Consider the following 13072-nt stretch of genomic DNA (forward strand, 5'->3'; position numbering starts at 1 on the left):
TGCTATTTTTTAGCCGTTATTATCAGGAGTGAAGTCGTCTAAACGCTTTTCTTTTTTCTCTTTCTTTTTATCCTTTTTAGATTTCAATTTGTCTTTGGCTTCATCTTCCAAATACTCATCTTGTTTATGCATATCAAATCTATATGCCGCACCAACACGACCATAAAACATAGAAGGAGTGTCTTTTAAGCTATAAGTAAGCGAAAGGTCTACGTGAAAATCTTTATTAACTAAAACTGCTGCTCCGCCACGTATTAGTTGATCTGAGTAGAAATCACTTTTAAATCCTTGGTTTTCTAGAAAGATAGAGAAATATCGGTTGGTAGCGTGTGTAAGGGTAACGATATATCCGTAGGTAGGATAATCTGTAGTAACACGATCTACAATTAAGTTTGTTACAAATACCCAACCTCCAATCCAGTTATTTTGGGTGGATAATACAAACTTAGGGCTTATAGTGTTATCGCGTGGGGGTACAAAAGGATTAACAACATCTTCATCTATATAATCAAAGTTTGCACCTACATAGAGTGCCACAGCAGGAATTAAATCTTCTACTTGAAATCTATTATTCTTTTTCCAGCTATAAAGATTTGGACCTTCTAGTACTTTTTTACGATACGGGTCATAAATAAGGTATTTTAAGCCTAACGTATTACTCTTAAAATTTGCGACACTTCTTTTTTCTTCGGGTGTAAAATTGGTATAAGTGATATTATTTGATTGAAAATCTCCTATAAAGCTCACTTCTAATCGTTCTTTCCAAAACCCATATCTGATAGAATAATCAATATTTAATCCATTAGTTTCGGTATTTAGAAGAGAGTGTTTTTCTTTTCCAAGGCTCATACCTGCTTCAAACTGAAGTACATTTTTACCCACAGAAAAAGCACCTTGTGACACACCTGGACGATTGGTATTTATCATTTCGGTGTACTGGCCAAATGAATATTGACTAATAATTGTCGTGATAAATAATGTAAATAAAAGCTTTATTTGCATAGTGAGTCAGGTTTAAATTCAAAGATAGAAGATTTTACCATTTATTTAATAATCTATATTCGTCTTTTTGCACCCCAATCCTTATTTTTGGAGACAATTTAGATTATTATGATTTCATTTCTTAAAACGATTTTAATCGTTCTATTGATATATTTCGGACTTAAATTTTTATTTAGGCTCGCTACTCCTTATTTAATGCGTTACATTTCTAAAAAAGCTAATCAAAAGTTTGAAGAGTTTTTTAATACAAATTCAACTGCAGCTTCTCATCAACAACGTGAAGGAGATATAAGTATCGATAAAATGCCCTCACGAAACTCTCGAACCGCTAATAAAGTAGGGGAGTATGTTGACTATGAAGAAGTAGAGTAAATTTGGTTACCTATTTCTTCATAGCAACCACCTAATTATTTATTTTAACTTTCAAGTTTAGCGGAAAGCTCGAACCAACGTTCAGTTTTTTTATCTATTTCATCTATAATTTCCTGAAGTTTAATAGACTGCTTATCTATTTCTTCACCATCCCAATTTTCTGTTGCAAATTTATTTTGAAGCGTTTCTCGTCTGTTCTCTAAATTCGCTATTTCCTTTTCAAGTTTATTGTATTCCTTTTGCTCGTTATACGTTAGTTTAGCAGGACTTGAAGATTGTTTCCAATCTTTTTTTACTTTTGTAGCTGCTTCACTAGCCTCACGCTTCTCTTGAATATTGCTGTCTTCATAAGTCCTAAAATCGGAATAATTTCCAGGGAAATCTTCGACTTCTGCGTTTCCACGGAACACAAAAAGGTGATCTACAATCTTATCCATAAAGTATCTATCGTGGGAAACCACTAATAAACACCCAGGGAAATCTAACAGAAAACTTTCTAAAACATTTAAAGTAACTATGTCTAAATCGTTTGTGGGCTCATCCAGAATTAAAAAGTTTGGGTTTTTGATTAGTACCGTACATAAATACAGACGTTTTCTTTCACCGCCACTAAGCTTTTCTACATAATCGTATTGTTTCTTAGGATCGAAAAGAAAACGTTCTAATAACTGCGAAGCTGAAATCTGTCTTCCTTTTTTAAGTGGAATATACTCCCCGAATTCGCGAATAACATCTATAACCTTCTGACCCTCTTTTATATTGATACCTGCTTGGGTGTAATATCCAAACTTAACGGTTTCTCCTATTACAACTTTCCCCGAATCTGGTTTTAAGGCACCTGTAAGGATATTTAAGAACGAAGATTTTCCAGTTCCATTTTTTCCAATAATCCCTACACGTTCACCACGGTTAAAATTATATTCAAACTTGTCTAAAATTTTCTTTTCACCAAAAGATTTTGAAACACTGTGAAACTCAACAACCTTAGTTCCCATTCGTTCCATATTTAGCTCAAGTTGAACTTGGTGGTCGTTTCTTCGCTTGCTTGCACGTTCCTTTATATCGTGAAAGTCATCAATTCGACTTTTGCTTTTAGTTGTTCGCGCTTTTGGTTGACGACGCATCCAATCTAATTCTTTTTTGAATAGTTGTTTTGCTTTTCCAGTTTCGGTAGCTTCATTTTCTATTCTAGCATCACGCTTTTCAAGATAGTAGCTATAATTTCCTTTGTAGTTATAAAGTACTCCTTCATCAAGTTCTACTATTTCATTACATACGCGCTCCAAGAAATATCTATCGTGCGTAACCATAAATAGGGTGAAGTTTTCCTTTGCAAATAGATTCTCTAACCATTCAATCATTTCGAGATCCAAATGGTTTGTAGGTTCATCCATTATTAGCAAGTCAGGTGTGGTAAGCAGAGCGTTTGCCAGTGCTAATCGTTTTTTCTGTCCGCCACTAAGCTTGCCAACTTTAGCGTGTAAATCTTCAAGCTTTAATTTAAAGAGGATTTGTTTGTAACGTGTTTCGAAATCCCAAGCTTGATGTGCTTCCATATCGTCAAAAGCTTTTTGATAGGCTTCTGAATCGTTAGGGTTTTCTATTGCGTGTTCGTATCGCTCTATTATTTTAAGAATAGGGTTATCTGAAGAAAAAATAGTTTGCTCTACAGTAAGCTCAGGATTTAAATCTGGTTCTTGAGGGAGATAAGAAATTTTTAGTCCTTTTCTAAAAACAACATTTCCGGTATCGGCTTTGTCATTTCCAGCGATAATATTTAGGAGGGAAGTTTTTCCTGTTCCATTTTTGGCTACGAAACCTATTTTTTGTCCCTCGTTAATTCCGAAGGAAATATTTTCAAACAATACCCGCATCCCAAAGGATTTAGATATATTTTCTACTGAAAGATAATTCACAATTTTAATTTTTCACAAATGTAATGAAATAGCAGATAGGGTTTCATTATTTGCAAGTCTATAAAACGCCAAACTAAGATAATAAAAGAATATTAAGTATTCTTTTTTATTTTTAAGGTTGTTTTGATGAGATACTGTTGTAATTAACTTTCAGTTTCGATATTAACACCTATTTTAGTTATAAATGTAATAATGTTTCATTATTAATTGTGTTAGTTTATATTTGTTCATCAACACTCTAAGCTCTTTATGAAGTTTACATATATATTATTGTTTTTATTTTTGGTTATCTGTACTAGTTCATGTATTTCTACAAAGCAACTTACCTATTTACAGGAAAATCAGTCGAAAACAGACACCCTTTCAATTTTACGTAAAAGACCAGAACCTTACAGGCTGCAGATTAATGATCTATTAAGTATTCGCGTAAAAGCTTTAGATCAAGAAACAGTGGGTATATTTAATCCCATAAGTGATGCTAATCCCAATGCAACTGGTGAGGAAAAATTGTACTATGATGGTTTTGTAGTAAACGACCATGGTAACATTCGAATTCCAAGTCTTGGAGAAATAAATGTATTAGGTTATACAGTCGAAGAAGTGCGTGAAAAGCTCGAAGATAGACTGTTAAAAGATTACTTTAAAGCAGAAGCCAATGTTTTTGTAACTGTAAAATTAGCTGGTATTCGTTATACCATTAATGGAGAAATAGGAAGACCTGGTTCAAATATCATTTATCGCGACCAAGTAAGTATTATGGAAGCAATCGCAAATAGTGGTGATATTTTAATGACTGGCGATAAAAGTGATGTTGTAATAATAAGGCAGTATCCCGCAGGACAAAAAGTACATCATATCGATTTAACTTCTATTGATGCAATGAGCTCGGATTATTATTTTATTAAACCCAACGATTTAATTTTGGTTAATCCACTGCCACAAAAGTCTATTGGAACAGGCACAACGGGGTTACAGTCATTTACAACAATTGTATCCATTACCTCGGCGTTGATAACTACTATTTTACTTTTTACCAGATTATAAGTTATGAACGACGAATTTGAAATAAACGAATCTCACGCTACTTTTGATTTCAAAGGATTTTTAATACGACTATTGCGTCACTGGCCTTTGTTTTTAATTTCGTTAGCAATTGGATTCACAATAGCCTATTTTGTAAATATCCGGAAACAGCCAATTTATTTAATAGATAATGTAATTTCTATCAAAGACGATCAGAATCCATTTTTCACATCTAATACAAGCCTTACTTTTAATTGGGGAGGGACTACAGATAAGGTAAATACGGCTATAATTACTTTAAAATCAAGATCTCATAATGAAAAAGTAGTTGAGCGATTACAATATTATACCAACTATCTTAAAGATGGAAAATACGAGCAGATAGATGCTTATCAACAAACGCCATTTTATGTAAGTGTGGACACGGTAGGCCCACAAATGCTAGGTCATCAAATTCAAATAATTTTTAAAGACTCGGTAAATTTTGAGTTTAGCACTACTTTTCCTGAAAGTGGTAGTATTACAGTGCAAGACTACACTACTAAGGAGAAACAAAATATAGCAGTTACACCAGGTAGTTTCTCGAAAAACTTTAAAATAGGCACTCATATTAAACTTCCGTTTTTTAACGGAACATTTATGCCAAACCCTGAAGTAGGGGTGAACCCTGGTGTTAAATACTATATTTCGTTTGGTGATTTTGATGCTGTAGTAAGAAGATATCTTGGCATTCGCGTAGAACCAGAAAGCAAAGGTTCTTCGGTGTTGAAAATGAGGCTAACAGGTCACAACAAAATGCGTTTAGTAGATTATTTAAATACATCTGTGAGCGTGTTAAGTGAAAACATGTTAGAACGAAAGAACCTTTTTGCAACGAAAACTATAAAGTTTATTGACAGTAGTCTAGCTCAAAAATCGGAAGAATTATCTAATGTTGAAGATGAGTTAAATAGATTTAAAAATAAAAATGCCATTTTTAATCTTGAAGCTGAAGGGTCTGATATTACTGCTAAATTAAGTGAGTTAGATTTGCGTAAAGAATCAGTTAATCGAGAGCTAAATTATTACGAAACTTTAGAAAGTTACCTTATTAGTCGTTCCGACTATAGAGATGTGCCGGCGCCTTCAGTTGCAGGAATTTCTGAAGCGAGTATTGTAAGTGGTGTAAGCAGAATTGTAAATTTAGCGGAAGAACGAAATAAACTTCAATATTCATTTAAAGAAGGAGCACCTATATTCAGTGATATAGATCGAAAAATTGATGCAGTAAAATCGGTTTTACTCGAAAATATTCGTTCATCAAAAAGTTTAAAAAAGGAGGAGTTAAGATATATTAATGGTGAAATAGGTCGCAATGAAGGCAAAATCCGGAAGTTGCCTAAAGAACAACAAGATTTACTTAAAATTGAAAGACGCTATAACTTAAGTCAAGGTACTTACAATCTCTTTCTAGCAAAAAGAAGTGAAGCAGGACTGGTAAAAGCGGCAAACGTTAGTGATGTTATGGTAATCGATTCGGCCAAGGATACTGGTGGTGGGAAAATTGGCCCAAACACACAACTCAACTATATGATGGCAGCATTGTTGGGCTTGCTATTTCCATTTTTGATAGTATTTGCACGTTTTTTCCTAGATACAAAAGTAAATGGCATTGATGAATTAAAACGATTAACTCCAATTCCTGTATTAGGAGTTATTGGAAACAATCCAATAAAATCGAATTTAGCGGTAATTTCAAAACCAAAATCCTCAATTGCTGAAGCTTTTAGAGCTTTGCGATCGAGTTTACAGTTTATCTATAGAAAACAAGGAATTAAAGGGTCAAAAACAGTATTAATAACAAGTTCTATTAGTGGTGAAGGAAAAACGTTTTGCTCTATAAATATGGCTACTGTTTTTGCACTAAGCGGCAAAAAAACTGTTTTACTCGGGCTAGACCTTAGAAAGCCTAAGATATATGGGGATTTTAACTTACATAATGAGAAAGGAGCGGTTAACTATCTTATAGGTGAGTCTGAAATTGATGAAATAATTCAAAACACAGAATTGGAAAACCTAGATATTATAACCTCAGGTCCAATTCCACCAAACCCATCGGAGTTGTTAATCGATTCGCCTTTAGAGAGTCTTATAGAAACTTTAAAAGAAAGATACGACTACATTATTATCGACTCCCCACCTTTAGGATTAGTATCTGATTCCCTAGAGCTTATTAGATATGCGGATGCTACTTTGTATGTTGTAAGATTTAATTATACTCATAAAAACATGCTCACATTTGTAAATGAAAAGTATAAGTCTGGTGAAATTAAACATATAAGTATTGTACTTAATGACTATGTTGAGAAAGCAGGAAAAGGATATGGGTATGGTTACGGATATACATATGGCTATGGTGTAGATGGATATCATGAAAACGACAAAAAGCCTTCAATTTCTGAAAGAATTAAGAAGACTTTAAAGAGGTAGTAACTCTTAATCTAAATTTTTCCTTTAATTTTGCAGTCTTAAAAATTTATCATAACTAAAACATTGTAAATGATTCAAAATCCCACAATTGCTGTTATTGGCCTTGGATATGTAGGTTTACCACTTGCTGCTGCCTTTGCTGAAAAATATAAAGTAATAGGTTTCGATATTAATGCAGAACGCATTTCGCAATTACAAAACGGAGAAGACCTTACATTAGAACTTTCTTCGGAAGCATTAAAAAACGTTTTATCCAAAAATGACGGCATTGGGTTAACAGTTACAGATAATCCAGCTGACATGGAAAGTGCAACTGTATATATTGTAACCGTACCAACTCCAACAAATAAATACAATCAACCTGTTTTAATTCCTCTAGAGCGCGCAAGTGAAACAGTAGGGAAAATATTGAAAAAAGATGATGTGGTTATATACGAGTCTACTGTATATCCAGGGGTTACAGAAGATATTTGTGTTCCTATTTTGGAAGAACATTCAGGATTGAAGTTCAATAAGGACTTTTACGCTGGTTATTCTCCAGAACGTATTAATCCGGGAGATAAAGAACATACTGTAACTAAAATTATGAAAGTTACATCAGGTTCTACACCAGAATCAGCAAAATATATCGATGAGTTATACGCTTCTGTAATCACGGCTGGAACACATCTAGCATCGTCTATTAAGGTAGCGGAAGCTGCAAAAGTTATTGAAAACTCTCAACGTGATATCAATATAGCATTCGTGAATGAGTTGTCTAAAATATTCCGTCTATTAGATATTAATACAAACGATGTTTTGGAAGCTGCAGGAACAAAATGGAATTTCTTAAAATATAGTCCAGGTTTAGTTGGTGGGCATTGTATAGGTGTAGATCCATATTATCTAGCACAAAAGGCTCAAGAAGAAGGGTATAACCCTGAAATTATTCTAGCTGGACGTCGTATGAATGACGGAATGGGACAATATGTGGCTCAAGAAGTTGTAAAGCTTATGATTCGTAAAGAATGTAAAGTTAAAAACGGAAATATCTTAGTTATGGGTATAACGTTTAAAGAAAACTGTCCCGATATAAGAAATACTAAAGTTATAGACGTAATTACTGAATTAGAAAAATATAACTTAAATATTGATGTTTACGATCCTTGGGCTAATCCAAGTGAAGTTGAAAAGGAATTTGGAATTTCAATGATAACTGATGCTTCTAAATTACAAAAAGATTATAACGCAGTTGTTGTAGCTGTTCCACATAATGAGTTTAGAAGTTTTGAAATTAAAAATCACATGTCTGAACCATGTGTGGTATTTGACGTAAAGTCTTTATATCCTAAAAACACCGTTGACGGCACTTTATAATGAAAGAAAACATATATCACAATAACGACTTATCTTCTTTTTCCTTTTTAGTTACTGGTGGTGCAGGATTTATAGGTTCGAACCTTGTAGCTTATTTGTTAGAGAATAACGCAAAAAAAGTACGTGTATTAGACAACCTTTCTACAGGTTCCTTAGATAATCTTGCAGAGTTTAATGATGACTCTCGTTTTGAATTTCTTGAAGGAGATATCCGTGATTTACAAACCTGTAAAGATGCTATGGATGGGATAGATTACGTTTCTCATCAAGCTGCTCTAGGGTCTGTACCTCGTTCTATCAATGATCCTGTTACTTCCAATGAAGTAAATGTTTCAGGGTTTCTTAATATGTTGGTTGCTCAGAACGAAAGTAAGACAGTAAAGAGATTAGCTTATGCAGCCTCTAGTTCAACTTATGGTGATAGTAAATCATTACCCAAGATTGAAGATAACATAGGAAAACCACTTTCTCCGTATGCAGTTACTAAATTGGTAAATGAATTATACGCAGACGTTTTTTATAAAACCTATGGCACACCAACAATAGGGTTGAGATATTTTAATGTCTTTGGACCAAAACAAAGTCCAACAGGCGCTTATGCAGCGGTAATTCCATTGTTTATGCAGGCATTAAAAGATGGGAAATCTCCAACTATGCACGGCGATGGTGAACAGACTCGTGACTTTACATTTGTTCAAAATGCTGTTCAAGCAAATGTTAGAGCATTTTTCGCTGAAGATAAAGCTGTAAACGAGGTTTTTAATATTGCATTTGGTGAAAGAACAAGCTTAAATCAATTATGGGATAAGCTGAAAAGTATTTCAGAAAAAGAAATTGAAGCAACTTATGGACCACCAAGAAGAGGGGATGTAAGAGATTCTCTTGCTAATATTGAAAAAGCAAATAATTTAATGAATTACAAGCCTTTATATTCAGTTTCTGAAGGACTTAAAATTACGTGGGAAGCATTTATGAAGCAGTAAGTTTCTCACTCATTAAATGATAAAATATTAAAGCTCCAAATTTCAAAATTTATTGTTTTGAAACTTGGAGCTTTTACTTTATAGCTATTTGTATTTATTTCTTTTTAAAGTCTAATGAAAGTGAATTAACGCAGTATCGTTGACCTGTTGAAGTAGGGCCATCATTAAAAATATGTCCTAAATGGCTGCCACAACTAGCACAGAGTATTTCCGTACGAATCATTCCGTGTGAAGTATCTTTTACGTATTCTATTGATCCTTCAATAGAATCGTCGAAAGAAGGCCAACCACAATTACTTTCAAACTTATTGTTGCTTTCAAAAAGTGGGGTGTTACAAGCTCCACACACATAGGTTCCGTCTTCAAATGTCAGATTGTATTCCCCAGTTCGAGGAAATTCAGTCCCTTTTTCGCGTAGAATGTGATAGCGTTTGTCACCTAATTCTTTTCGCCATTCGGCTTCAGATTTACTAATTGGATATTTTTTTGAATCACTCATCTTTTGGAATAAATTTTAATGCAACGCCGTTAATACAATGTCTTTTACCCGTGGTTTCTTTTGGACCATCATTAAACACATGACCTAAATGACCACCGCAGGTAGCACAATGTTCTTCAACTCGTGTATAGCCTAGTTTTTTGTCGGTAGAAAAACCAACATTACCTTTTATTTCTCTATCAAAACTTGGCCAACCTGTACCACTATCAAATTTATGTTCGCTTTTAAAAACTGCTGTTCCGCAACCTGCACAAACATAAACACCTTCTTCATTGTTGTTGTTCAAGTCGCTAGAAAATGCACGTTCAGTAGCTTCTTGTCGCAAAACACTATATGCTAGGGGTGAAAGTTGAGCTTTCCATTCGGCATCGGTTTTTGTTACCTCAAACGGAATTTGTTGCTCCTCCTTACTTTTTTGAGCAGGTGAATTACAACTAATAAGTAATGAAGTCAATATTATTATTGAACTTAATAACTTCATCTTAAAATTCGATTTTTTCAACTTCAGAATCATCTATTTGCATAAGTTCTAATAAATCCTCCATCGATGGATTTGTTTTGGCAAACTCTGCAGGTACAACAGCAATTCGAAATGTTTGATTATCTAATACAGACCCATCGTTTAATGTAGAAAGGTCGAAATTACCCTCAATAATCATTTGGACATCTACAAATGTATTGGTAAAAATATACTGAATTATATCACCATTGTTATAAAATATGTTTTGTGGTAAAGGGCTCCAAACATCAGCCATATTACCGCCACCAATTCCAGCTTGACCTTCATATCTATAAACCAGAACTACATCACTTTCATAAACTGTAAAAGGAAATCCTATATATGGTGAACTAAATATGTTATTTCCATTTTCATATTGGAAATCCACGGTTGTTTCAAAAACTTGAGCCAAAAAGTCTTGTCCGTCTTGTCCTGGAGGTCCTGGATCGCCTTCACAAGAAGTAAATAAAATGGTTGAAGACAGTGCTAAAAAGAGAAGTAAATTTTTCATAATGCTATATTTTAAGATTTCATATCAAAGTTTACAAAAGTCATTCCAACTTTATAAAGTCTATAAATATAAGGGCTTAAAACGTCTTCATATATTAAAGAAACAATAAAATTTTCATTTGTGGAACAATATTTGAATTTTAGAATTTTTTTATAATATTAATCAATTTTATATATCTAAATTTAACTTTTTAACATAACACTTATATTTATGATACTTAGAAAATCACTTATAACACTCTTATTAGGAGTAATGGTTGTTGCTTGTAGCACCAATCCATTTACAGGAAAGCAAACATTGGCTTTGGTTCCAAATTCGCAAATTTTACCAATGGCTTTTCAGCAATACGATCAGTTTTTATCTGAAAATAAAGTTGTTAAAGGTACGGCAGATGCTAATATGGTTAAAAGTGTTGGTCAAAAAATGGCTGCGGCAGCAGAGCGTTATCTCAATGCAAATGGTTATGCAGGTTACCTAACAGATTATCGTTGGGAATACAATCTTATTGAAAGTAAAGACGTAAATGCTTGGTGTATGCCTGGTGGTAAAATTGTAGTTTATACAGGTATTCTTCCTGTAACTAAAACCGAAGCTGGACTTGCTGCAGTAATGGGGCACGAGGTTGCTCATGCCTTGGCAAACCACGGACAACAGCGTATGAGTGCTGCACAATTACAACAATTAGGAGCAGTAGCAGGAAATGTTGCCTTGGCTAATAACCCTGAAAATCAACAAATCTTTAATACCGCTTATGGTCTTGGAAGTAATTTGGGTGTAATGCTTCCTTTTAGTAGAAGTCACGAAACAGAAGCAGATCATATTGGATTGATATTAATGGCAATTGCTGGATACGAGCCTATGGCAGCTGCACAACTATGGGAGCGTATGCAAGCGCAATCACAAGGAGCACCACCAGAATTTTTAAGCACTCACCCTGCTAGTACTACAAGAATTCAAAATATTAAAGGTTGGGCTGCAAGTGCAAAAGCAGAAGCCAGAAAATTTGGAGTTACAACTTTTAAAAATTAGTATTTAAAATATTTCAACTTAATTAAAATCCCGTTTGTAGCGGGATTTTTTTATTAGTTTAGCGACTTATAAATTTAACCGAATATTTTTTATGCCATATTTACCTAAAGGAAGTAAAAAACTTTTGAATGCTTGGGCATTTTATGATTGGGCTAATTCGGTTTATAGTTTGGTAATTGCTTCGGCAATTTTTCCTATATACTACCAAGCATTATTTAAATCTGCTAATGTAGAGATTGTAAATGTTTTAGGAGGTGCTATCAGAAGCACTCCTTTAATTAGTTACACCACTGCAGCAGCATTTTTAGTTGTCGCTTTAATTTCACCCATACTTTCAGGAATTGCCGATTATGTAGGTAATAAGAAGAGCTTTATGAAATTTTTCTGTTATCTCGGGTCTGTTTCTTGCATGGGACTTTATTTTTTTAGTATTGAAAATATTTACATTAGCCTGCTGTTTTATTTCTTCGGACTAATTGGCTTTTGGGGAAGTTTAGTTTTCTACAATTCGTATTTGCCAGACGTTGCATTTCCTGAACAACAGGACAGAATTAGTGCTAGAGGATATTCAATGGGATATGTAGGAAGTGTTATTTTATTGCTTTTTAATTTGGCAATGGTAATGAAACCTGAGCTTTTTGGATTTGGAGAGGGCGGTGAAGCAAGTATGAAAGCTATGAAATGGTCTTTTGTAACTGTGGGGATTTGGTGGATTGTTTTCAGTCAATATTCCTTTTATTTTCTTCCTAAAGGTAACAAAAGTGGAAAAAAGGTTAGTGCCCAAATATTTTTAAATGGATTTAAAGAATTAAAAGGTGTTTACAATTCCCTATCAGAAAATATTCAACTTAAAAGATATTTAGCGGCCTTCTTTGTTTATAGTATGGCGGTTCAAACAGTAATGTTAGTTGCCACGTATTTTGGAGAACAGGAAATAGCTTGGGGTGGAGATGATAATAAAACAATGGGGTTGATTGTAAGTATTCTTATAATTCAATTGGTAGCAGTAGGTGGAGCTACATTAACCTCACGTGCTTCAGAAAAATATGGAAATATCTTTGTGTTAATTTCGATTAATATAATCTGGGTTTTTATTTGTGTTGTAGCCTTTTTCATAGAATCTCCGACACAGTTTTATGTTACGGCCGGAGTTGTAGGTTTGGTAATGGGAGGAATTCAGTCGTTATCTCGCTCTACATATTCAAAGTTTTTACCTGAAACAAAGGATACAACTTCATACTTTAGTTTTTATGATGTTGCTGAAAAAGTTGGTATCGTAATAGGAATGATGATATATGGTTTTATAGACCAAATAACTGGGAGTATGCGTAACTCAATTTTATTTTTAGTTTTATTTTTTATTACAGGAGTAATTTTACTCTTAAGAGTTCCAAGAAATAAAAACTTTTAAAC

General features: G+C 33.8%; 12 protein-coding genes. 7 read left to right on the forward strand and 5 right to left on the reverse strand.

The genetic code is table 11. The features are described 5' to 3' along the window. Window positions 1–9 precede the first annotated feature (9 nt). Window positions 10–1002 (reverse strand): transporter, encoded by a 993-nt coding sequence (locus tag K8344_RS03690; RefSeq protein ID WP_237606939.1) that lies wholly within the window; start codon window positions 1000–1002, stop codon window positions 10–12. A 108-nt stretch (window positions 1003–1110) separates the two neighbouring features. On the opposite strand from K8344_RS03690, the gene K8344_RS03695 reads away from it, so the two are divergent. Continuing rightward, window positions 1111–1374, forward strand: coding sequence for a DUF4834 family protein (locus K8344_RS03695; protein ID WP_221442672.1), 264 nt, complete (start codon window positions 1111–1113; stop codon window positions 1372–1374). Between the two features lie 44 nt (window positions 1375–1418). On the opposite strand, the gene K8344_RS03700 is transcribed toward K8344_RS03695, so the two are convergent. Beyond that, the gene (locus tag K8344_RS03700) at window positions 1419–3290 is read right to left on the reverse strand and encodes an ABC-F family ATP-binding cassette domain-containing protein (RefSeq protein ID WP_165150006.1); all 1872 of its coding nucleotides are present in this window, start codon (window positions 3288–3290) and stop codon (window positions 1419–1421) included. 249 nt (window positions 3291–3539) lie between these two features. On the opposite strand from K8344_RS03700, the gene K8344_RS03705 reads away from it, so the two are divergent. The 4 genes from K8344_RS03705 (at window position 3540) to K8344_RS03720 (ending at window position 9121) form a co-directional block, all read left to right on the forward strand. Beyond that, window positions 3540–4334, forward strand: coding sequence for a polysaccharide biosynthesis/export family protein (locus tag K8344_RS03705; protein WP_139854505.1), 795 nt, complete (start codon window positions 3540–3542; stop codon window positions 4332–4334). Window positions 4335–4337: 3 nt separating this feature from the next. Further along, window positions 4338–6782: a GumC family protein gene (locus K8344_RS03710; protein WP_237606940.1), complete on the forward strand. Its 2445-nt coding sequence runs from the start codon at window positions 4338–4340 to the stop codon at window positions 6780–6782. A gap of 72 nt (window positions 6783–6854) precedes the next feature. After that, window positions 6855–8138 (forward strand): nucleotide sugar dehydrogenase, encoded by a 1284-nt coding sequence (locus K8344_RS03715; protein ID WP_394344268.1) that lies wholly within the window; start codon window positions 6855–6857, stop codon window positions 8136–8138. Continuing rightward, a complete protein-coding gene (locus K8344_RS03720) occupies window positions 8138–9121 on the forward strand; it encodes an SDR family oxidoreductase (protein WP_237606941.1) in 984 nt (327 codons plus the stop codon). Before K8344_RS03715 ends, K8344_RS03720 begins: the two co-directional genes overlap by 1 nt. Window positions 9122–9215: 94 nt before the next feature. On the opposite strand, the gene msrB (K8344_RS03725) is transcribed toward K8344_RS03720, so the two are convergent. The 3 genes from msrB (K8344_RS03725) to K8344_RS03735 are packed head-to-tail and all read right to left on the reverse strand — an operon-like array spanning window position 9216 to window position 10630. Then, window positions 9216–9620, reverse strand: coding sequence for a peptide-methionine (R)-S-oxide reductase MsrB (gene msrB / locus K8344_RS03725; protein ID WP_237606942.1), 405 nt, complete (start codon window positions 9618–9620; stop codon window positions 9216–9218). Next, the gene (gene msrB, locus K8344_RS03730; protein WP_237606943.1) at window positions 9613–10101 is read right to left on the reverse strand and encodes a peptide-methionine (R)-S-oxide reductase MsrB; all 489 of its coding nucleotides are present in this window, start codon (window positions 10099–10101) and stop codon (window positions 9613–9615) included. The genes msrB (K8344_RS03725) and msrB (K8344_RS03730) overlap by 8 nt, the downstream gene beginning before the upstream one ends. A gap of 1 nt (window position 10102) precedes the next feature. After that, window positions 10103–10630, reverse strand: coding sequence for a collagen-like protein (locus K8344_RS03735; RefSeq protein WP_237606944.1), 528 nt, complete (start codon window positions 10628–10630; stop codon window positions 10103–10105). A 210-nt stretch (window positions 10631–10840) separates the two neighbouring features. Between K8344_RS03735 and K8344_RS03740 the strand changes: the two genes are divergently transcribed. Both K8344_RS03740 and K8344_RS03745 read left to right on the forward strand, forming a co-directional pair. Beyond that, a complete protein-coding gene (locus K8344_RS03740) occupies window positions 10841–11659 on the forward strand; it encodes a M48 family metallopeptidase (protein ID WP_237606945.1) in 819 nt (272 codons plus the stop codon). A gap of 91 nt (window positions 11660–11750) precedes the next feature. Continuing rightward, window positions 11751–13070 (forward strand): MFS transporter, encoded by a 1320-nt coding sequence (locus tag K8344_RS03745; protein ID WP_237606946.1) that lies wholly within the window; start codon window positions 11751–11753, stop codon window positions 13068–13070. The last annotated feature ends 2 nt before the right edge of the window (window positions 13071–13072 follow it).

Origin of the sequence: Aequorivita xiaoshiensis (assembly GCF_022008395.1) — a bacterium.
GTDB lineage: Bacteria > Bacteroidota > Bacteroidia > Flavobacteriales > Flavobacteriaceae > Aequorivita > Aequorivita xiaoshiensis.